This window comes from Mariprofundus micogutta (assembly GCF_001895085.1).
In the GTDB taxonomy this organism is placed as follows: domain Bacteria; phylum Pseudomonadota; class Zetaproteobacteria; order Mariprofundales; family Mariprofundaceae; genus Mariprofundus; species Mariprofundus micogutta.
The window spans coordinates 57715-78157 of record NZ_BDFD01000002.1 but is presented as its reverse complement, the minus strand read 5'-3'; the positions used below and the strand labels follow the sequence as shown (position 1 = coordinate 78157).

Genomic DNA, 20443 nt, shown 5'->3' with positions numbered 1-20443 from the left:
ACCCTTGAATAGCTTCGAGCGTCGCAGCGTTTTTTCGCTGGCAGGCATTTATGGCCTGCGCATGCTGGGACTGTTCATGATTTTGCCGGTATTCTCACTCTATGCCGAAGGTCTGCATGGGGTGACACCGATGCTGGTAGGTCTTGCTCTGGGAATTTACGGGCTGACCATGGCGCTGTTCCAAATCCCTTTCGGTATGTTATCGGATCGATTCGGTCGCAAGCCGATCATCACCGTTGGTCTCCTGTTGTTTGCCATCGGCAGTATCATTGCAGCGATGTCCGATTCGATTTGGGGCGTAATTCTTGGTCGTGCCATTCAGGGCTCCGGCGCGATTGCTGCTGCCATGATGGCGTTAATGGCCGATTTGACCAGAGAAGAGGAGCGCACCAAATCGATGGCGATTATGGGTGTCTCGATCGGTATGTCGTTTACACTGGCCTTGATGATCGGGCCACTTCTCAATGCAGGTATTGGTGTGGCAGGTATTTTCTGGATGACAGCTATTCTGGCATCTGTGGGTATCGCTATGTTATATCTCTTCGTGCCTGATCCGGAACATCTGAACTTCCACCGGGAAGTGGAGACTGTACCTGCACAACTCAAGCATATCCTGTTTGATCGACAACTATTCCGTCTCGATATCGGTATTCTGATTCAACACGCTATTATGATGGCGATGTTCACTGTGCTGCCCTTTGTACTCAGGGATAAGTTGGGACTGCCCACAGATGAGCATGCATGGTTTTATCTGCCTGTGTTGATGATCTCGGTATTGGGCATGGCACCTCTGGTGATGTTTGCCGAGAAAAAACAGAAGATGAAACAGGTATTCCTCGGCTGTATTACCCTGATGGCGGTTTCAGAACTACTTCTGGGAACCGATCAGCGATCCCTGTTTGCTATTGGTATTGGACTGCTGCTGTTTTTTGTCGCTTTTAATGTGCTGGAAGCATGTCTGCCTTCACTCATTTCGCGCATGGCCCCGGTGGAGAGCAAGGGAACCGCCATGGGTGTATATTCGACCTCCCAGTTTCTCGGTGCCTTTGTTGGGGGAGCTGGAGGGGGCTGGCTATCGGGAGCCTTTGGTATTCAGGCGGTGTTTTATGCCTGTGCCATTACAGCGTTGGTCTGGGTTCTGATCGCATTGGGTATGCATGTGCCTGCCTATCTCTCCTCATTCATGGCTCAGGTGCAGGTAGCTAACGAAAATGATGCAGAACAGCTTGCAGAGCAAATGCTTCAACTTGATGGTGTGCACGAAGCAAAAGTCATCTTAGAAGATGGTGTTGCATATCTGAAAGTGGATAAGAAACAGTTTGATCAGAAGCAGCTAAAGGCGTTGCTTACTGTTTAATGTAAGTAAGTTTGAAGCATCTGTATCTGAGCAGGGCAGGTGCTTTCAATGTGCCGCTCATGAGAACTCAACGTTCTATTCAGCCCATTTGATCCACTTGCGAAGTGATGCAACGATCTTTTCAGCAGAGTCCTTATGACTGGCGAGTTCGCCCAGCTTCCCATCTGGTCGGATAATGTAGAGGTAGGTGCCGTGGTTCATGGTGTAGTTGCCTTTGGCATTGGGTTTGTTCTTTTCGTTCGGGACCATGAATGATTTTGCTGCGGCAGCAACTTCTTTGTCATCACCGGTCAGACCAATGATATCCGGGTGAAAAAAGTTGGTGTATTTTTGCACTGTTTCCGGGGTATCGCGGTCATGATCGAGTGAGATGAAAACTGCACGAACCAGATTGCGTTCATCCTCATCAAGCATTTTCAAGGCTTTGCCGAAATTAACCAGAGTAGCAGGGCAGACGTCCGGGCAATGGGTATAACCGAAGAATACCACACTCACTTTGCCGGAGAGATCACTGAATGAAACCGATTTATCACCACTGTGCAGGGAAAAGTCAGCATTGAAGTTCGGATATTTTGAGTCCGGCATTTTGTTTAAATTATAGGCACCGAAACCAATCATAATGAAGGCAAGAATCAGAATGACATATGGGAATTTGCTGGATTTACTGCTCATAAACGGGGTATCTCCATGATATGTTGTAAGAACTGCTTATTAATCTCGACGAAGCATAACATCAGCTAAGACGGCAATACAGGAGGGGAGTGATGTCTTTGTGAACGACTATCTGATCTCTTTTCTGTTTTACCTGGTTCCGGCCAACATCATCGCAGTGATGATTATCTTTCTTGGACGACGAAAAAGTGTGCATTTTCATTTTATAGAATATCTGTTTATTTACCTGCCATGGATAGGTTTCATTGCGCTGACAGTGGTGATCTTCGGAAGTCTGGATGCGGCACCATCCATGCCTGTGATTAAAATATTTCTGATTGTTCTGCAGTCCATCGGTGCCGGGGTTATGGGTGGTGCAATTCTGATGCCACGGCTGGTAATGCGGGATTCAGAGTTGCATCCGCTCACAATTACGTCGATCAGTGCCACGCTGATCACTGTGCTCTACGTGAAATTCAGAATGATGCTGTTTATCATGGTTGAAGGCCTTTCAACGGCAGTCGATTCTTAAATATTTGCTTACAAAATCAGGCACTTACAAAGTATGATTCTAAAGTTGTTTCAGATATTCGATAATAGCAGCACGCTTTTCAGCATCTTTAATGCCGGGGATTTTCATGCGGGTTTCTGGATATACGCCGGTAGGATTCTCAATCCAGGCATCGAGTGTTGTTTCATTCCAGAGTTCAACCGGGATCCCCCTGGTGCGGGGCGCCTTTCCATAAACACCCTGAAGTGATGGCCCGACCTTACGGACAGTTTTATCGAGGTAGTGACATGAACCGCACTGCACACGTGTTATTTCGGCACCGAGTAATGCTTCATTGGCAATGTTCTGCATGGTTGAGCCAACAAGACCACCACTTTGCGTATCAGCATCACAGCCACTCAAGCCAAAAGCTGCCAACAAAATCAGGATTGAAACCGTAGAGCGTGACATATCGAACCTCGCAATCGTGTAATGAACGGCATGATAACACATCACTGCTACTGATTATAAGCATTGCATTTGCGCCATGAACTTTGCGAACTCCCATAAAGTAGTCTATACATAAAGGACAGTACTTCTGTGGGGGAGGTGACGCTGATGGAGCAGCAATCAGTTCGTTTCAATAAACTTCAACAGGTAAAGAGCCAACTGGGCGTGTATCAGTTACTGCTGCAGTCCAGCTTGAATGAACCTGCATCTCAAACGCCGTCTGAATTATTAACTGTATATAAAACACTACTCTCCATGAAAGAGGCGATAGCTTCACATATCGTTGCAGTGGAATCGCATCTGACTAAACCCGTACAGGCATCAACCAGTGAGCTATGGCATCGAAGCCGTACCATAGAAAAACTCTCCTGCCGGGAAATGGATGTATTACATATGTTCGCCAAAGGTTACAGCTACAATGAAACAGCCAGTGCTTTGAATTGTCAGCTGACCACAATTCAGACGCACACCAAACGCATCTACAAAAAACTCAATGTCCACTCCCGATCAGAAGCTGTCTTTGAAGCCAGTCAGCTTGGGCTGCTTATCATTTAGCTATTTGTCCCATATTTATGGGATAGTGAAACTCATGGAATGTGCTTAACTCTCTTATATCATTAATTTGTATGTTAATGAATGGGGGAGCCTATATGCACAAGATTTCGAAAATATTATCATTATTCTTAGTCATTGGATTTATTCTGGCTGGATGTGTATCAGTTCCTGCTCAATCTCCTGAGTTATCTGCAGAAATAGGTAAGCAGATTGTTGAGTCGAAATCGGCTCATGTGGCGCTATTGGGCCAATACATGAATGAGAAACGAGATCGTATTGATGAGTTTATTGCTCGTGAATGGATCCCTGCATTTGCCACAAATGTATTTAAGCAACCCGCCGTAGAAAAAGAGTGGGGAAGAATAGTTCACAGCAATAACAAGCCGGAGCGGCTTGAATTTATTACAGGTCTTGGTTCTATGCTGCAAAACAAGATCAATGCCAAACGTCTGGAATTGATGGCTCCGATTGATGAACTGGAACAGTTATTACGGGTCAGTTTGAACGAACACTATGATCAGATGATTGCAGCAAATGCCACATTAACGACATATCTTGATTCTGCTGTAACTGTGAAAGAGCGCCAACATCGCGTTTTGAAATTCATGAAAGTGGATGGGAAGTTGACGCAATATATGAGCAAGGCAGATGAAATTGTCGGTAAAATAGTGTCTGGTAGAGATGCTTTTGAGAAGAACAGAGGGAAAATTCAAGGAATTATTGATCAGGTCAGAAATGCAGTAGGGGGTGTGTAATGCCTATAGACTGGGATGCAATGGGAGATGCTGTAGATACAGCAGCAATAGAAACCGATGAGCAACTGGCATCAAAGATCTCATCTTTAACGCGTATGAATGACGAAGAAATTCAGGACCTTTTTCCAGAAAAAGCTGATAAACAAAAATTGATAGAATTAATGCAGCTCGTCAATGCATCTACTGATGAAAACACTAGAACAGTACGCCTGGTGGATAATATTCAGGATCTGGCCGGTACTGCCGTCAAGTTATTGGCAAGGTTTGTGTGACCTGTCATGCCTGATTATATCCGGGAAGTATACGCAGCTAAAAGCGAAACCCGTATTTATAAAAGTGCCACGGGAAGAAAGAGCAGGATCAATACCATTCTGCTTGGCACATGGATGGGTGTGACTGAGGAGAGGCCCGATGGTTGGCTCAAAGTAAAAACGATAGGCCCTGATGGATGGGTTCGTGCTGAAGATGTGAGTGATCATATGGGGATGAAGGCGTTTTTCATTGATGTAGGTCAGGGTGATGCATGTCTGGTCGAGGTGCCGGGGGCTCGATTTCTTGTCGATGGCGGCCCTGGTCGCAATACACGCGCATATCTTGCAGGCTGGAAGTATCGCTGGTTGTTAAAAGCCAGAGTGCCATTGAAGTTTGATGCTGTATTTGTGACGCACTTTGATTTCGACCATTTCGAAGGACTTACCAGTTTGATTGCAGATAAACGATTCAGTTTTGATGCTGTATATCACAATGGCATTGCCCGCTTTAGTACTCGCAAAGATAAACGCTCTGCTGAATACAATACTGACCTGGGTAAAACTGGTTTTGATGGTGGAGATCCTGATCGGCCTAAAGTGCTGCATACTGGTTTTGATGATATTGAGTCAGCCAGACGATTGTTGTCAGAGGGCGGCTTGATGCGTGCCTTTCAGAAGTTTTTGCAGGCTGTTGTAGATGCTTATGATGAAGGGCGACTGTCCAAACTCAAACGGTTGACCTCCAGAGACAAACATGTGCCCGGTTTTGCATCGCTTGGCCAGTTGAGTATTGATGTGCTCGGGCCAGTCCCAAGCAGTAATTTAGGGCGATATAAATTCAACTGGTTTGGTAGTTCATCCCATACGAGGAATGGTCATAGTCTTGTGCTTAAATTCAATTATGGCAGTCGCAGTGTACTGCTTGGAGGTGACCTGAACAGCGAAGCCGAGACACACCTGATTGAGCACTATCATCCGGATAATCCGTTTACAGTAGATGTGGCTAAATCCTGTCATCATGGCTCTTCTGATTTTGAAATCGAATTTCTTAAATCAATACAACCATATGCGACGGTTATTTCATCAGGAGATAATGAAAATTACTCTCATCCAAGGGCGGATGCACTGGGTTGTGCTGGACGCTATTCACGCGGTGAACGACCTATGGTTCTTTCCACTGAGTTGGCCAGGTCATTTAATTCATCAGAAGATATTCACTATGGATTGATCAATCTGCGTACAGATGGAGAACAAATGATTTTGGCTCAGATGACAGAGAAAAAGAAGGCTTCAGACTTATGGGATGCTTATACTCTTCCCTGATTATGTAATATTGTAATGAATGGAATTAAGCTGAAATTACATCTCTGAGCAAACGGAAGAGGGTGCGGGATGATTTGGGTGGTTTGTTTGCCAGCAATTCTTTGTTGGCATTGCGAACCAGTTGTCGAATCTGGCCGGCGTCAGCCTGCGGGTAACGATCCATAAATTCGGTGATAGCATCATGACCATCAGCAATCAGGCGGTCGCGCCAGCGTTCGGTGCGGTGGAAGTGTTTATCCTGCTCTTCCTTTTTTGCCCCCAGTTCAGCAACGGTTTCAAGGAATGATTCAGTATCAATCTGGCGTAACAGTTTGACGATGAATTTGTACTGTCGTTTTTCAGCACCGTGTTTCATGCTCTGGACATCTATCAGGGCATGGAACAGCTCATTGGGAAGCTCCATCTTTTCAAGGGCGACTGCATCCAGCTTGGAGAGATTTCTGGCCAGATCATGCAGATCGGAAATCTCCCGTTTCTGCTGGCTTTTATTCAGCCGCTCGGCAAGTTCAAAGTCTTCATAATCATCGGCATGCGTATCGTACATGAGGCAAGTGTAGCGAGCCTGCAGATGAAATACAGGCCATGTTTAGGGTGGCCCAATTAATCAGTTACAATTTCTCAGAACAGAGTAATTAGCCGAACTTTAGTTCGCCCACAGGGTGAGGGGCAGGAAGCTCGGATCACAAATCTACAGGAGAGTAGATTTGGACGTGCCACAGGCACGCCCGAAGGCGTGAGGGGCAGGAAGCCCCGAATCAAATATGTTCTCTGGTCTTGTGGAAAGTGATATCAGGCCACTGCTCTTCGGTATAACTCAGTTTCCAGGCACTTGGAGCGAGGTAAGCCAGGCAACCATCGGCATCTTCAGCCAGAGCAGAGTCAAACAGTTTGCGGAATTCAGCGAACTTCTTTTCATCGTCACAGGTGACCCAGCGGGCAATCTGAAAATCGGTAGCCACGTAATCTGCATCCACTTTATATTCAGCTTTCAAACGGGCCACGGTCACATCAAACTGCAGGACGCCGACAGCACCGAGAATATAGTCGCCACCAAGGTTGGTTTTAAACACCTGTACTGCACCCTCTTCGGAGAGCTGTACGAGCCCTTTATGTAACTGCTTACGTTTCATCGGGTCAATCAGGCGAACGCGGCGGAACAGTTCAGGTGCAAAGTTCGGAATGCCTGTGAATTTCAGCACTTCCTTTGTGGTGAATGTATCGCCGATTTTGATCGTGCCATGATTGTGGATACCGATTATATCTCCGGCATAAGCCTGTTCAACATGGGCACGGTCCTGCGCCATGAATATCGTGGCATTGGGAACCTTTACATCTTTATTGATACGGTGATGACGCACGGTCATACCTTTCTCAAATTTACCCGAGCAGATACGGAAAAATGCAATCCGGTCACGATGGGCGGGATCCATATTGGCCTGAATTTTGAAACAGAAACCTGAAAAGCTTTTCTCATCCGGATTGACGGTGCGTTGCATCGCATCGCGCGGACCCGGGTGGGGAGCCAGTTCGCAGAAAGCGTTGAGCAGTTCTTTAACACCAAAGTTGTTGATGGCGGATCCAAAGAATACAGGTGTCTGGGAGCCGATAAGAAATTGTTCCAGATCAAACGGATCAGCTGCACCTTCAAGCAGTTCAATCTCTTCCCTTAATTCATCGGCCTGATTGCCCAGTAACTCATCCAGTTTCGGGTCAGACAGATCATCAATGCGAATAGAATCAAAGTCAGTAGTTTTCATGCCCGCGCTGAACAGGTTTAACTCTTTTTTGTGCAGGTTATAAACGCCTTTGAAAGATTTCCCCATGCCAATCGGCCAGGACATTGGTGTACATTCAATCTGCAGCTTTTCCTCGATATCGGCAAGGATGTCGAGAGGGTCCATGCCTTCGCGGTCCATTTTGTTGATAAAGGTGACGATAGGGGTGTTACGCATGCGGCACACCTCCATCAGCTTCTGGGTTTGTGCTTCCACACCCTTGGCTGAATCAATCACCATCATGGCTGAATCCACTGCCGTGAGAACCCTGTATGTGTCTTCCGAGAAGTCCTGATGACCCGGAGTATCAAGCAGGTTTACTTCAAAATCGCTGCCACCAGTCTGATAATTGAATTTCATAACTGAGGAAGCAACAGAAATACCACGTTCCTGCTCAATCTTCATCCAGTCGGAAGTAGCATGACGGCTGGCCTTGCGCGCTTTAACCGCACCGGCCATCTGAATTGCACCACCGAACATCAACAGCTTTTCTGTTAAGGTGGTTTTACCGGCATCAGGATGGGAAATAATGCCAAAGGTGCGACGCTTTTCGATTTCAGACTGCAAACTCATTGCTAACCTCACTGTTCAGGGCGGCGCAGTGTACAGAAGCAACGGCCGCTTGTGGACTGTGTATTCCTGCCTGGTTCTTCAATGGGGGGCTTTGCTTATTGGAGAGCTGGCTGCTCAGGCGTTTTGTAATGCCAGAAGGTGACTGTGAAGCTGATGGTACGAGAGTGGTTTATTCATGAAATAAGTGTTCTCATGCTTGATTTCATCGAGCGTATCATCCTCACCGAATGCAGTGACAATTGTGATGGGAAGATCAGAATTGAATTCGCGGACGGCTTTGGTCAGTGCAATACCATCCATTTCCGGCATCATATAATCGGTGAGAATCATATCAAATGCATCACCGCTTTTTTTGATGATATCAAATGCTAATTTTCCATTTACTGCTGTTTGAACGCTATGTCCCATTTTGGTCAGAAATGTGTTGTGAATGTACATAACATCAACTTGGTCCTCAACAAGCAATAGATTCCATGGACGAATAACTGATTCTGTTGCTGCTTGAGTGACTTCCAGCGTTAAATTCGAATCACTGTTTTCCAGTTGATCCTGTTCCAGATGTTCGGGTAGAAAAATATTAAACAGACTTCCTTCACCGGGGATAGATTCCACGTTAATACTGCCCTTATGCCAGCGAATAATGCGCTGCACCATGGCAAGCCCGAGCCCTGTTCCGCCCGTATCTTTGCGAGTACTCCAGAATGGCTTGAATATGCTCTGAAGTTGATCAGCATCTATACCACGACCATTATCACGGATACTGAGTAGTATACCGTGTGTGTCGGTATCCAGATTGTGGCGGGAGATAGACACTTTGATCAGGCCATGTTTATCTGGCATGGATTGCGCCGAATTGGAGATCAGGTTTAATAGTACCTGTTCAATCTGGGCGATATTGACGCAAACCAAGGGAAGGTTTTCATCAGCTTTGACTGTCAGAGCAATGTCAGGCGGTAGCTGAACACGGGCAAGCTGAATCATCCTGTTGATTGAATCAGCGATATCCTGAACTTTTGCATCGGCCTGGTTGCTACGACCCATCTGCAGTAGCTGTTCCACCATTTCACAGCCATGGTTACCTGCTACGATAATTTCATTGATGTCCTTGTGCAGGGATGCATCATCATGGTCAAGGGTGATCAGTTCGGCATGGCCAATAATGCCTGAAAGAAGGTTTCTGAAATCGTGTGCAATGCCGGAAGCCAAAGCTGCAGTAAATGCCTGATTCTGAGCTTTGACCAAAGCGCCCTGAAGACGTTCGCTTTCACTGATGTTGGTCAGGTATGCCAGACCAATTTCTTTACCAGACTGTTTTGTTCTGCGTATTTCGCACATCAGCTGAATATTTTCGCCATTCTTGTCCTGCATGCGGACATAACAGGGTTGGCTGTTCTGACCTGTTTGATCACTCAATGCATTAGCAATCAACGCTTCCCGATCCTCTTTAATTACAAGTCTGTGAATTGGCATGCCAATAAGCGCTTCAGGTTGATCTGGCGTGAGTTGAGCCATTGCCGGGTTTGCATAGAGAATAGGTGTATCCGGCGCATTACTATCAAAGGTGAAGGCAGGGTGTGGTGTTTCGGCAATCAGTCTGGAGGCAGAGTCTTCTGCTTCCACTCTGGCCTGAGTTGTGGACTCATTCTTTTTAACTAGGCTGTCCCCATAGCTTGAGAGATAGAGTATTCCAATAATCTCAGCAGCCAGTCCCAGCCAGTCAATGGCAAGATTCAGTTGAAAGGTTGTAATCAGGCAGATGGATATCATGGTAATTAATGCCACTATCTGACAATAGCGTAGCATATAACTGCCATAGCGAAATCCATTGCCGAAAATAGGGCTGAGCAACAATACGTAGGCCACGCTCATGTGTCCGCCATCGGCCCACATTGCGATGAAAATTATAAAACAGTCTATTACAGGCATAAGCAATAAGCGTGAGATTGAATAGGGTTTACGTTTGATCCAGTACAGCGTGATCAGATTAACGCTTTGGTAAAACAGTATTGAAACAACAAATACAGGGAAAATAGCATCGAAATATGGACCATGGGCATAAATGTAGAGAGAAAAAATAATGCCGAGCACCATACGTAACCAGGCCTGTGTGGACTGGGATGTGATAAATTTTTGTCTGTTGGGTAATAATCTGACATCAATAAACTGTTCGAATACACCCATACGGTTCCTTCCTCCCCATACCCATCCTTTATTCCACTGACTATTAGGGTAGAGCAAAAAAACATTAGTGCCAAATGCAGTCCAAACGGACTGTAAGAATGAGATACCACTTAGCGACAACTTCAGCATGGATAGATATATCATTTCGACATTAGTGTTTGTTGTGTTGCCATTTGCTACAACGGCGGAAAGTGCAGAGCTTATTCATATGACGCAGACGGCATGCCAGATTATTGAAGCAGAACCTGAGCCGGTACAGTATTCAGCACATTCTGCAGATGCCTGTGTTCAAGTGAATGAGAGAACCGGCACTCAACGACTGGCGAGTGCAAAACCCTTACGGCTGCAAAGCGGAGAGTATATTTTTCGTGTGAGTAATAGAGATGTACCTTATGAACTTGGCTTTTGGCTACGCGGATCGGGTCTGTCGCGTTTGAAGCTGCCTTCTGTCTCAGGCGGTGGATTGCAAACGGGTGAGTCTAAAGACTATATCGTTAGCCTGGAACCCGGAGAGTATCGTTATTCCTGTCCGTTGAACCCTACGCCTGATTATGTACTGCTTGTGGAGTGATGTTTCTCATATTAAAACATGACTGTGCTTCTTGGTTTGGTTTTGTGACTGTGAGAAGAAATTATTTGATTATGGACATTGTAAAATAACATAAACTGGTCTACGCTATTTTCCTAGGTACACAGGGAGATTAGAGGAGGCTAGTTCATGAAAAAAATTCTGGTTTTATTTTCAGCACTGTTTGTCTGGGGGCAAACAGCCCAAGCTGGTGGTTTTATGGTAGGGGAGATGGCAACCCGCTCAGCCGGCATGGGTAGTGCATTCACTGCTGTTGCGGATGATGCATCGGCTGCATGGCATAACCCTGCAGGCGTGGCTTTTACCACCGGTAAGCAACTGATGGTTGGTGGAGATGTGATTCTTACAAGTAACAAACATCTCTCAAATAGTGGTGTAATTACCAATGGTAAAGATGGAACATTTGTCGTTCCACATGCATATTTCACATACTGGGATGAAAATTCAAGCCTAGGGGCATCTCTTAGTATTAACTCACCTTTTGGTTTGGAGACCAGCTGGCCAGATACGGTTACATTTTCCAATAAAAATACATTTTCACGCATTAATATGGTGATGGTGAACCCAAGTGTGATTTTCAAGATTAGTGATAATTTTTCTATCGCAGCTGGTCTGGATTATGCGTATCTCAATAAGGTTGATTTGAATAACACTGTCCAGCTTTTAAGTGGTAAGGGCGATGGCTGGGGTGGAAATGCTTCCATCTTCTATAAAGGTGAAGCGTTTAATTTTGGTGTGACCTATCGCTCAAAAATCAAGGTGAATATTGATGGTACAGCGACGGCCGTAGCAGGCGGACCGTTGGCAGCCTTTCCATTTGGTGCTACCTCGACCGCAGCAACTACCGCGGTAACTCTACCTGATCAGGTCAATGTTGGTCTTGCCTTTATGCCGAATGATCAGTTGACGCTAAGTGTTGATGTGGATTGGGTGAATTGGAAAACATACAAATCGATTGATATCGCTTACGGTAGTGCCGCTTATCGGGGAGCCGTTGGAGGACTGACTGCTGCTGCTGGAGGGGGTGGCTTAGGAGCCATTTTTGCTGCTATAGGTGCTCAGTCTGGTTCAACCAGCCTTCCACAGAACTGGAAGGCGACAGTTGCAGTTCGAGTTGGTGCGGAATGGGCATACAATTCCCAGATGCGCGCACGTGTTGGCTATATATATGACCCATCACCAATTAATGATGTCGATTTCTCCCCGGCTGTGCCCGGCAATGACAGGCATATTGCCTCAATAGGCTATGGTTATGATGTGACTCCCGATGCCACCGTTGATTTGGGTTATGCTTATGTTTATATCAAAGCTAGAAACCAGAAATTATCACCAGCAACGCCTGTTGGAGCACCAAACAGTGTGAAAAATGGGATCTATAAAGGAGATGCTCATATTCTCATGGCATCTCTCAACTATCATTTCTAAATTGTTTGATGATTTGTTGAAGGGGGCCGCTTGGCCCCCTTTTTCGTTGGTGGATGAAAGAAAGCAATCTATACTAGAGACAAACAGACTGCCGAGGAGGTAGCTATGTTGTGGATTTTTCTTCTATTGATGTTTGTCGGAACACTTTATTTGCTGGCGAACACCCGACTCTCCCTGCAGATCTGGCTGGGTCTACTGGCCCTGTTCGATATTGTACTGATGACGTCAGGCATGAGTGGAACCTTGGGTTTTATTCTTTTATTAGTAATCGCACTGTTTTTTGTTCTGCTTGGCATTGATGAGATTCGCAAAAAGACGGTCAGTGCAGTTATTTTGAAGTATATTCGTAAAGCACTGCCACCAATGTCCCAGACTGAACGCGATGCGGTTGAAGCAGGCTCTGTGTGGTGGGATGCTGAGCTATTTCAGGGCAAACCTGAGTGGAATAAATTATTGTCTGCTCCCAAACCGCAGCTTTCTGAAGATGAGCAGGCTTTTCTGGATGGCCCGGTAGAAGTGCTGTGTGGCATGTTGGATGACTGGCAGATTAATCACGAACTGCGTGATCTGAATCCTGAGACCTGGGACTATATCAAAAAGAATGGTTTTTTCGCTATGATTATCCCCAAGGCTTACGGGGGACTGGAGTTCTCGGCGTATGCTCACTCCTGCGTGATTCAGAAGATTGCCAGCAGAAGTGGTGCAGCAGCCGTGACCGTGATGGTACCCAATTCACTGGGGCCTGCCGAACTGCTATTATCATACGGAACGGATGAACAGAAAGAGTATTATTTGCCTCGCCTGGCTCGCGGTGAAGAGGTGCCCTGTTTTGCTTTGACAGGTCCCGATGCTGGTTCGGATGCAGGTGCCATTCCTGATACGGGAATCGTGTGTAAGCAGGACTTTAACGGGCAGGAGACAGTTGGTCTGCTTTTGAACTGGGAGAAGCGTTATATCACGCTGGGTCCAATTGCTACGGTACTGGGACTGGCATTTCATGTTTATGATCCCGATCATCTGCTGGGCGAAGATGAGGATCTTGGTATCACCTGTGCATTGGTGCCTGCTGATACTCCCGGTGTCGAGGTTGGACGGCGCCATGATCCACTCAATATTGCTTTTCTGAATGGGCCGAACCAGGGCAGGGATGTGTTTATTCCTCTAGACTGGATTATTGGTGGTCAGGAACAGATCGGCAAAGGCTGGCGTATGCTGGTTGAACGTCTTTCTATTGGTCGCGGGATTTCGCTTCCTGCATTGAGTACCGCTGCCGGCAAGTTCTGTTCTGATACAACCGGCACCTATGCTCGCGTGCGCAAGCAGTTCAGGACATCCATCGGTCGTTTTGAAGGCGTGGAAGAGGCTCTGGCACGTATAGGCGGGTTGACCTATATCATGGATAGTACAGTGAAACTGACAACTACAGCCCTGGATCAGGGCGAGAAACCGGCAGTATTAACTGCTATCGCCAAACGTTATATGACTGAGTCTATGCGACAGGTTGTAAATGACGCGATGGATGTGCATGGGGGAAGAGGAATATGCCTGGGACCTTCGAATTATCTCGGGCGCACTTATCAGTCAATTCCGGTGGCGATCACTGTGGAAGGCGCCAATATCCTGACACGCAGCATGATGATCTTCGGTCAGGGGGCGATGCGCTGCCACCCCTATCTGCAGGATGAAATAGCCGCAGCATCTATGGATGATAGCAAACAGGCGATAGAAGCCTTTGATACGGCACTGATGTCACATCTGGCTTATACCTATGCCAACGCTTCGCGTGCCATGTTGTACGGATTGACAGGTGGACTATTGGCCGATTCCCCGATTGAAGGCCCTACAGAGAGATACTTCAAACAAGCTTCTCGTTTCAGCGCTGCATTTTCCGCCATGGCAGATTTATCACTGTTAATACTGGGTGGTGCACTCAAACGTAAAGAGTCTATATCCGGCCGTTTTGCTGATGCTCTGGCATATCTCTACCTGACTTCAGCTGTGCTAAAACGTTTTGAAGATGATAAACGCCCGGCAGGGGAGTTAGCCCTGGTACATTGGTCCTGCCAGTACTGCCTGTATCAGGTACAGCAGGCATTGGATGGTATTATCAGGAATTTCCCTGTTCGACCGGTGGCTTGGAAAATGAGGGCATTGGTGTTCCCGCTGGGAAGGCATATGAAACTGCCGGATGATCGGCTTACTCATCAGGTGGCTAAGCTGTTGATTGAAACCTCTGAAAGTAGGGACCATCTGGTTGAGGGCATCTATCAGCCGACTGGAGAAACTGAAATTACCGGCCGCCTGCATCATGCGATGGCCCTTTCCGTGCAAGTGGAGCCAATTGAACGGAAACTGAAAGAGCTGGGTGAAGTGTACACGCCTGCCATGTCTTATGAGGAGTGGGCAGCATCCCTTGTTGCGAAGGGTTTATTGAGTGAGCAAGAGAGGGATCTCCTGCAGCAGGCGAGACAGGCGGTCAGATCTGCTGTGATGGTGGATGACTTCCCCGGGAGTGAATGGCAGTAAAAGTTTCAGAAAATAAGCTGCCCTTTTACAAACCACCACTGATCTTCCAGCCGGTGTCGGTTTTTGTCAGTAGTATGCGTTCGCGTTGAAAGATTTGACGCCATTGGCCATTGGCTTGAACGCGAAGCAGGTAGTTCTGCTCACACTCGGCATGTTCATCATCTACAAAACGGATCACCCGATCACTTGATTGCATGCTGGTGTTATCAAATTGTTCGAATAACTTGTTCATTCGGTTGATAACGTCGAATTCACTTTGTCCCTGATAAGCATATCCGGGCATCAGTAACAGGCTGTAGTTGCCAATATGATGATTGCTTACAGCTATATCACGCGCATCAAGCAGTACATGGATATTCTGTTTGTCATTATTGCCACAGCCTGAAAGCACTAGTCCGATCAGCAGCGCAAGGAAACAGTGGCGTACCAAACCAGTCTGAAATAAAACCATAGGGAATTACTGTATTTTAACGGAAAGAGCTGGCTTTGTCGCTCCAGGAGCTGTTCGGGTAGTTATGGCGGAGTAAACGTGCCGTCTGGCTTGCATCTTTTGAAAGCCCCATTTCTGCATAGCTGGCAGCAAGCAGGTAGAGAGCCTCTTCAATCGCAGATGTTGTTTGATACTTTTCAACGACTGTCTGGAATCGGTTTGCCGCTGCAACATAAAGGTCTTCGTCAAAATAGTACTTCCCGACTTCCAGTTCATGTTTGGCTAAAGTGGTATACAGCTTTTGAAGGTGTTTTTTACCTCTGCTTGCGTAATCACTGTTCGGATGTTCATTCAGTAATTGGTTAAATATTTTAATGGCATTTTTTGTCTGAGTTGTATCAGTACTCGGAGAACCAGTTTGCCTTAAATGAGTCATCGCCAGCATATATTTTGCATAATCGACATTTCTGTGTTTTGGGTGACGAGCGATAAATGTAGTCGCCAGTGTTTCAGATAAAATGTATTCCTTGTTTTTATATGCGGCAAAAACGCGTAATAACTCTGCCTTGGTCGTATATTTGCTGTAAGGGTATTTTGAACTGAACTTGTCAAGCCTCATAGCGACGGTGCCGTACTCACCCTTGCCAAGCAGTCTCTTGGCATCTGCATACTCATCTTTGGCACCAGCACCCGGAGCCAGTTCATCTTTTGCACAGGCGCTGACCATAAGCAGTAGTAGCAACAGGGAAGTAAAACGGAGAGAAATACGATTCATGGGCCGGGAGTTTACGGTTTGCAGCTCAGCTCGACAACGCCCAGATGTCGTCCGCTTGAAAGTGAGTCACGTCGATACGAAAAATAACGGTCCGGGTGGCAGCAGGTGCATTCATTGATAATTTCAATATGCTCTTTTTTCAGGCCGCTTTGCAATAGCTGTAATTGGTTGATTTGCCATAAATCTGCATGTTGCTGTTCACTACCTGTAACAAACTGTGTAGCTCCCTGACAACAGCTGGCCAGTGCTATTGCAGTCTCTTCTCCAATGGTAAAACAGCATGGGCCGATGCATGGTCCGAGAGATGCGATGATGCGTTCAACTTTGGCACCCCGGTCGACCATTTGAGAGACTGCTTCTTTTGCAACACCTGCAACAGTGCCTCGCCAGCCAGCATGAGCAGCTACAGTGATACCAGCTTGTCGGTCAGCCAGTAACAGAGGCAGGCAGTCAGCTGTTCTGATGGCCAGAGGCGTATTCAGTTGGTCAGTAATTAAAATATCTGACTGTTGTTTATGAAAGATGCCATCACCGGAACAGTACAGTGTCTCTGATTGATGGACCTGAACTGCCTGATGGGGGCATCTGCTTAGTCCGGCTTTTTCCACCAGTCGGTCGAGGTTATCATCTACATTATGATCCGAATCTCCAAGAGCATAACCAAAGTTCTGGCTGTCAAAAGGGGGGAGGCTGATACCACCAGTTCTCAGTGAAAACAGTCCAATTACACCATGTCTGTTCAGTAATGATGAACGAATAAAGCTGTTTTCAGCCATAATTCCTGATCAGTGCATTGGAGAGGCGGCGTAACTCTTCGGGAAGGGGGGCAACAATACGCAATTCTTCGCCGCTAATCGGATGTTTAAAACCGAGAATTTCAGCATGCAGGGCTTGCCTTCCCAGGGCGATAATTAACGACCTGCTTGGTTCCGGTATCTCTGATCCGGGGTTATAACTGCGAGCATAAACTGGATCGCCAAGAACAGGCAGTTGTTCATGAGCCAGATGCACTCGTATCTGATGGGTGCGGCCTGTGTGCAGACACAGTCGCAGTTTACTGAAGCCTCCATAGGTATGCTCCACGGTTGCATCGGTGATAGCCATTTTTCCCTGCTCGTTGACAGCCATTTTCTGACGGTGCACAGGATGTCGTCCGATAGGCTGCTCAATGCGTTTGACACGCCATCGCGGTACACCTCTGCACCATGCAACGTATTGTCTGTCCAGGTCATGACTTGCGAACATCTCGGTCAGTCTGCGATGCGCGGTTTCAGTCTTGGCCACAACCAGACTGCCTGATGTGTCTTTATCAAGTCTGTGAACGATGCCGGGGCGTTCCATGCCATTGATACCGGGCAAATGATCACAGTGGTGAAGTAGTGCATGTACCAGCGTGCCAGTGTCATGCCCGTGAGAGGGGTGCACAACCATGCCTGCCGGTTTGTTGATGACGATCAGGTGTTCATCTTCAAATAATATATCGAGGGGGATATTCTCCGGCTCGAGGTTCAGTTCTTGTGTGGGCGGGATATGGATGCTGTACTGATTGTCTTCACGAACTTTGAGTGATGGTTGGGAAATAACTGAGCCACTTTTATCGCTGACATGCCCCTGTTTTAATAGAAGCTGGATATGGTTTCTACTCATGCCGCTGCTTTGAGCCAAGACAGTATCCAGCCGCTTTCCATCCTGCTCATCAGTTATGCTGATGAGCAGGTGGTCAGTCAGTGTGTTCTGGTTCACTCGCTTGCAGGAGCAGCGACTACTGAAGCTTGCTCACTTTTTGGTGTGGCTTTCGCTTTTGCTGGTTTGTTCTCTGCATTCGATTTGTTTTCTACAGCCGGTTTGTTCTCGCTGTTCGGCTTACTCTCCTTGTTCTCTACCGGTTTGCGTGCTCTGCGTGGCCTGCGAGAAGCAGGTTTCTTAGCTGCAGTCTCAGGTTGGTCAGTTTTTCTGTCGGGTTCCTTGTTTTGTGTCGCAGTCTGTTTCTGGTCATGCTTATCCACGGGTTTGTTTTCAGAGGGCTGGGATTGTTGCTCTGTAGCTTTTCCCTGAACCTGTTCGGAAGTCGTTGCTGTTTCCCTGTTGCCAGAAGGACGACGTCTGCGTCTGCGTCTGCGTTTTTTAGCTTCACCACCCGGGGCTTCACCATTATTGGCATTGTTTTCAGCCACAGCTTCCTGCTTCTGGCGCTGCGGTTTTGCTTTTGTATCTTTTTTCTGAGTAGTTGCTGCTGTCTGATTACTATTGCTTTCAGAATTCGCAGTCCGCCCGGATGAGCGGCGACGGTTTCTGCCACCACGGCGCCTTGGTTTCTTCGCTGCTTCCAGTTTTTGACGCTGCTCTTCTTCAGCAGCCTGCTGTTGCAGTTTTTCTTTGCGTGTTTTGCCGGTGATGATGTTAATCAGTGTTTTTAATGGCCCGTCTTTCTTCTCTTCCACTGGTTCCGGAGGAGGAGTAGGGATGCCAACTACCGGTTTTACCGGTTTCAATTTACGATTGGCACGCGGAGGTTTCACTCGTTTGCTGGTGTCTTCGAGCACTTCAACACGCTGCTGATTATTCTCACTCCATTGGCGCTCAATACGATAGTGTGGAATATCAAGGTCAGGTCGAATCTGAAGTGTGATCTGAACTTCGTAGTTCTCTTCCATGCGCGCAATATTGTCACGCTTGTTATTCATCAGGTATTCACCTGTGTCTGAGGGAACCTGCACCACCAGTGTTGGTTGTTTGCCGGCTTCAGCCCAGTCTTCCATGCGTGTGAGCATCTGCAGCGCCATGGATTCAACTGTGCGGATAGAACCACGCCCCTGACAGCGAGGACAGCCTTCTGTAGTGGATTCGCGTACCGACGGATGCAGACGCTGGCGTGACATTTCCAGTAGCCCGAAACGGGAGATGCGAGCGAATTGAATGCGTGCCTTATCGCCTTTACATGCTTTGCGCAGTACTTCTTCAACCTGCTGGCCATGTTTGCGGTTAGCCATATCGATAAAGTCGATAACGATCAAACCACCGATATCACGAATACGCAGCTGACGGGCAATCTCTTCAGCAGCTTCAAGGTTAATCGCCAGAGCTGTGTCATCAATATGTTTACCCTTGGTCGCACGTGATGAGTTGATGTCGATAGCGGTTAGTGCTTCGGTAGGGTCGAGCACAATAGAGCCACCTGATGGCAGGCGGATTTCGCGATCATGGATCTCCTCACACTGCTGTTCAATGCCATGGTTGCGAAACAGTGGTTTCTTGCCACGATACAGCTTTACCAGCTTTTCCTTGCCCGGAAGTACGGCATGAACGAATGCCTTGGTGCGGGTGTAAACTTCATGATTGTCTACCCATATTTCCTGTACATCTTCAGAAAAATGGTCGCGGATTGCGCGTGTAGCCAGATCACCTTCAAGATAGATCAGGGCAGGGGATGGTGTGGTTTCGCTCTTGATGCGAATTTCATCCCACAGGCGGCGCAGGTACTGATAATCGCGTTGCAGCGCTTCAAGGTTTTGATCCTTACCTGCTGTACGAATAATCAGTCCCATATTATCAGGAACTTCCAGTTGCGTGAGAATCTCTTTCATCGAGCGACGTTCTTCGTCCGATAGTTTGCGGGATACACCGCCACGCGTGGTGTTCGGGCTGAGGACCAGATAACGGCCCGCCAGAGAGATCTGTGTGGTCAGTGCGGCACCTTTGTTACCACGTTCTTCTTTGACCACCTGCACCAGGATTTCCTGTTTGGGTTGGAGGATATCCTGAATGGAAAGGTTGCGGGTATTGGCTGTTTTATCGACCCCGTCTTTCCAGTAGTCAGGATGGATTTCGCTCAGTGAGAGGAACCCTTGACGGGCTGCACCGTATTCAACAAAGGCAGCTTGAAGGCTTGCCTCTACTTTGGTGATTTTGCCTCTGTAGATATTACTTTTGGTCAGAGCTTTGCTGGATGATTCAATATCCAGTTCGTGCAGATAACCGTCCTCAACAATGGCAACACGGCTTTCTTCGTCGTGGTTTGCATTGATGAGCATGAGTTTTTTTGGTGTATTCACGCCATCTTCCTTTTGGCGTTTGAGAGACCTGTCTTGCAGATATCAGCGGATAAGCCGGTTCAAAATGAACAGCATATACCTGACGGCGGAATAGCCCGCTGTGCGGGATTTATCCCATACAGCTATTTACGAATGGACTATTCAGTCACATCTATGTTTGCTTCCAACCTCGCGTATCGGGCAGGTAAGCTTCAAGTCTTTCAAACACTTTCTTTTATTTATGCA

The 20443-nt window shown here is 47.1% G+C and carries 19 protein-coding genes; 9 read left to right on the top strand and 10 right to left on the bottom strand.

From position 1 onward, the window contains the following. Window positions 1-4 precede the first annotated feature (4 nt). On the top strand, window positions 5-1357 hold the full coding sequence (locus MMIC_RS01605) for an MFS transporter (RefSeq protein WP_072658577.1): 1353 nt from the start codon (window positions 5-7) through the stop codon (window positions 1355-1357). Window positions 1358-1432: 75 nt separating this feature from the next. On the opposite strand, the gene MMIC_RS01600 is transcribed toward MMIC_RS01605, so the two are convergent. Further along, a complete protein-coding gene (locus MMIC_RS01600) occupies window positions 1433-2029 on the bottom strand; it encodes an SCO family protein (protein WP_072658576.1) in 597 nt (198 codons plus the stop codon). Between the two features lie 100 nt (window positions 2030-2129). Here MMIC_RS01600 and MMIC_RS01595 point away from each other — a divergent pair, with 100 nt between their 5' ends. Continuing rightward, window positions 2130-2540: a hypothetical protein gene (locus MMIC_RS01595; RefSeq protein ID WP_072658575.1), complete on the top strand. Its 411-nt coding sequence runs from the start codon at window positions 2130-2132 to the stop codon at window positions 2538-2540. A gap of 39 nt (window positions 2541-2579) precedes the next feature. Here MMIC_RS01595 and MMIC_RS01590 read toward each other — a convergent pair whose 3' ends face one another. Further along, on the bottom strand, window positions 2580-2969 hold the full coding sequence (locus tag MMIC_RS01590) for a c-type cytochrome (protein WP_143144838.1): 390 nt from the start codon (window positions 2967-2969) through the stop codon (window positions 2580-2582). Window positions 2970-3116: 147 nt separating this feature from the next. Between MMIC_RS01590 and MMIC_RS01585 the strand changes: the two genes are divergently transcribed. The 4 genes from MMIC_RS01585 (at window position 3117) to MMIC_RS01570 (ending at window position 5892) form a co-directional block, all read left to right on the top strand. Next, complete coding sequence (locus MMIC_RS01585) at window positions 3117-3563, top strand: helix-turn-helix transcriptional regulator (protein ID WP_072658573.1); 447 nt, start codon at window positions 3117-3119, stop codon at window positions 3561-3563. 95 nt (window positions 3564-3658) lie between these two features. After that, window positions 3659-4318 (top strand): hypothetical protein, encoded by a 660-nt coding sequence (locus tag MMIC_RS01580; RefSeq protein ID WP_072658572.1) that lies wholly within the window; start codon window positions 3659-3661, stop codon window positions 4316-4318. After that, complete coding sequence (locus MMIC_RS01575) at window positions 4318-4590, top strand: hypothetical protein (RefSeq protein ID WP_072658571.1); 273 nt, start codon at window positions 4318-4320, stop codon at window positions 4588-4590. Before MMIC_RS01580 ends, MMIC_RS01575 begins: the two co-directional genes overlap by 1 nt. A 6-nt stretch (window positions 4591-4596) precedes the next feature. Further along, the gene (locus MMIC_RS01570; protein WP_072658570.1) at window positions 4597-5892 is read left to right on the top strand and encodes an MBL fold metallo-hydrolase; all 1296 of its coding nucleotides are present in this window, start codon (window positions 4597-4599) and stop codon (window positions 5890-5892) included. 25 nt (window positions 5893-5917) lie between these two features. On the opposite strand, the gene yjgA is transcribed toward MMIC_RS01570, so the two are convergent. The 3 genes from yjgA to MMIC_RS01555 all read right to left on the bottom strand — a co-directional run bounded on the left by yjgA (window position 5918) and on the right by MMIC_RS01555 (window position 10421). Further along, window positions 5918-6436, bottom strand: a complete 519-nt coding sequence (gene yjgA, locus MMIC_RS01565; protein WP_072658569.1) for a ribosome biogenesis factor YjgA — start codon at window positions 6434-6436, stop codon at window positions 5918-5920. 211 nt (window positions 6437-6647) lie between these two features. Then, window positions 6648-8240 carry a peptide chain release factor 3 gene (locus tag MMIC_RS01560; protein WP_072658568.1) on the bottom strand — a complete coding sequence of 531 codons (1593 nt, stop codon included), beginning with the start codon at window positions 8238-8240 and terminating at the stop codon, window positions 6648-6650. A 114-nt stretch (window positions 8241-8354) separates the two neighbouring features. Further along, window positions 8355-10421 carry a hybrid sensor histidine kinase/response regulator gene (locus MMIC_RS01555; protein WP_072658567.1) on the bottom strand — a complete coding sequence of 689 codons (2067 nt, stop codon included), beginning with the start codon at window positions 10419-10421 and terminating at the stop codon, window positions 8355-8357. A gap of 127 nt (window positions 10422-10548) precedes the next feature. Between MMIC_RS01555 and MMIC_RS01550 the strand changes: the two genes are divergently transcribed. The 3 genes from MMIC_RS01550 to MMIC_RS01540 all read left to right on the top strand — a co-directional run bounded on the left by MMIC_RS01550 (window position 10549) and on the right by MMIC_RS01540 (window position 14961). Further along, complete coding sequence (locus tag MMIC_RS01550; protein WP_072658566.1) at window positions 10549-10992, top strand: hypothetical protein; 444 nt, start codon at window positions 10549-10551, stop codon at window positions 10990-10992. Window positions 10993-11139: 147 nt separating this feature from the next. Beyond that, entirely contained in the window at window positions 11140-12435 is a 1296-nt protein-coding gene (locus MMIC_RS01545) for an OmpP1/FadL family transporter (RefSeq protein WP_072658565.1), read from the top strand. 105 nt (window positions 12436-12540) lie between these two features. Further along, a complete protein-coding gene (locus MMIC_RS01540; protein WP_072658564.1) occupies window positions 12541-14961 on the top strand; it encodes an acyl-CoA dehydrogenase in 2421 nt (806 codons plus the stop codon). A gap of 25 nt (window positions 14962-14986) precedes the next feature. Here MMIC_RS01540 and MMIC_RS01535 read toward each other — a convergent pair whose 3' ends face one another. From MMIC_RS01535 to MMIC_RS01515, 5 genes are read right to left on the bottom strand one after another with little or no spacing between them, the layout of a single operon-like run. After that, window positions 14987-15412: a hypothetical protein gene (locus MMIC_RS01535; protein ID WP_072658563.1), complete on the bottom strand. Its 426-nt coding sequence runs from the start codon at window positions 15410-15412 to the stop codon at window positions 14987-14989. A gap of 16 nt (window positions 15413-15428) precedes the next feature. Continuing rightward, the gene (locus MMIC_RS01530; protein WP_072658562.1) at window positions 15429-16166 is read right to left on the bottom strand and encodes an outer membrane protein assembly factor BamD; all 738 of its coding nucleotides are present in this window, start codon (window positions 16164-16166) and stop codon (window positions 15429-15431) included. A gap of 11 nt (window positions 16167-16177) precedes the next feature. After that, entirely contained in the window at window positions 16178-16942 is a 765-nt protein-coding gene (pgeF, locus tag MMIC_RS01525) for a peptidoglycan editing factor PgeF (protein WP_072658561.1), read from the bottom strand. Further along, window positions 16935-17909, bottom strand: coding sequence for an RluA family pseudouridine synthase (locus MMIC_RS01520; protein WP_072658560.1), 975 nt, complete (start codon window positions 17907-17909; stop codon window positions 16935-16937). Before MMIC_RS01520 ends, pgeF begins: the two co-directional genes overlap by 8 nt. Beyond that, a complete protein-coding gene (locus MMIC_RS01515) occupies window positions 17906-20218 on the bottom strand; it encodes an Rne/Rng family ribonuclease (RefSeq protein ID WP_227819296.1) in 2313 nt (770 codons plus the stop codon). Before MMIC_RS01515 ends, MMIC_RS01520 begins: the two co-directional genes overlap by 4 nt. Window positions 20219-20443: the final 225 nt, after the last annotated feature.

What these genes read in the sequence shown, in the direction of transcription:
- MMIC_RS01600 (WP_072658576.1), bottom strand. Translation starts at nt 2,029, where the DNA reads ATGAGCAGTAAATCCAGCAAATTCCCATATGTCATTCTGATTCTTGCC.
- MMIC_RS01590 (WP_143144838.1), bottom strand. Translation starts at nt 2,969, where the DNA reads ATGTCACGCTCTACGGTTTCAATCCTGATTTTGTTGGCAGCTTTTGGC.
- MMIC_RS01585 (WP_072658573.1), top strand. Translation starts at nt 3,117, where the DNA reads ATGGAGCAGCAATCAGTTCGTTTCAATAAACTTCAACAGGTAAAGAGC.
- MMIC_RS01580 (WP_072658572.1), top strand. Translation starts at nt 3,659, where the DNA reads ATGCACAAGATTTCGAAAATATTATCATTATTCTTAGTCATTGGATTT.
- MMIC_RS01575 (WP_072658571.1), top strand. Translation starts at nt 4,318, where the DNA reads ATGCCTATAGACTGGGATGCAATGGGAGATGCTGTAGATACAGCAGCA.
- MMIC_RS01570 (WP_072658570.1), top strand. Translation starts at nt 4,597, where the DNA reads ATGCCTGATTATATCCGGGAAGTATACGCAGCTAAAAGCGAAACCCGT.
- yjgA (WP_072658569.1), bottom strand. Translation starts at nt 6,436, where the DNA reads ATGTACGATACGCATGCCGATGATTATGAAGACTTTGAACTTGCCGAG.
- MMIC_RS01560 (WP_072658568.1), bottom strand. Translation starts at nt 8,240, where the DNA reads ATGAGTTTGCAGTCTGAAATCGAAAAGCGTCGCACCTTTGGCATTATT.
- MMIC_RS01555 (WP_072658567.1), bottom strand. Translation starts at nt 10,421, where the DNA reads ATGGGTGTATTCGAACAGTTTATTGATGTCAGATTATTACCCAACAGA.
- MMIC_RS01550 (WP_072658566.1), top strand. Translation starts at nt 10,549, where the DNA reads ATGGATAGATATATCATTTCGACATTAGTGTTTGTTGTGTTGCCATTT.
- MMIC_RS01545 (WP_072658565.1), top strand. Translation starts at nt 11,140, where the DNA reads ATGAAAAAAATTCTGGTTTTATTTTCAGCACTGTTTGTCTGGGGGCAA.
- MMIC_RS01540 (WP_072658564.1), top strand. Translation starts at nt 12,541, where the DNA reads ATGTTGTGGATTTTTCTTCTATTGATGTTTGTCGGAACACTTTATTTG.
- MMIC_RS01535 (WP_072658563.1), bottom strand. Translation starts at nt 15,412, where the DNA reads ATGGTTTTATTTCAGACTGGTTTGGTACGCCACTGTTTCCTTGCGCTG.
- MMIC_RS01530 (WP_072658562.1), bottom strand. Translation starts at nt 16,166, where the DNA reads ATGAATCGTATTTCTCTCCGTTTTACTTCCCTGTTGCTACTACTGCTT.
- pgeF (WP_072658561.1), bottom strand. Translation starts at nt 16,942, where the DNA reads ATGGCTGAAAACAGCTTTATTCGTTCATCATTACTGAACAGACATGGT.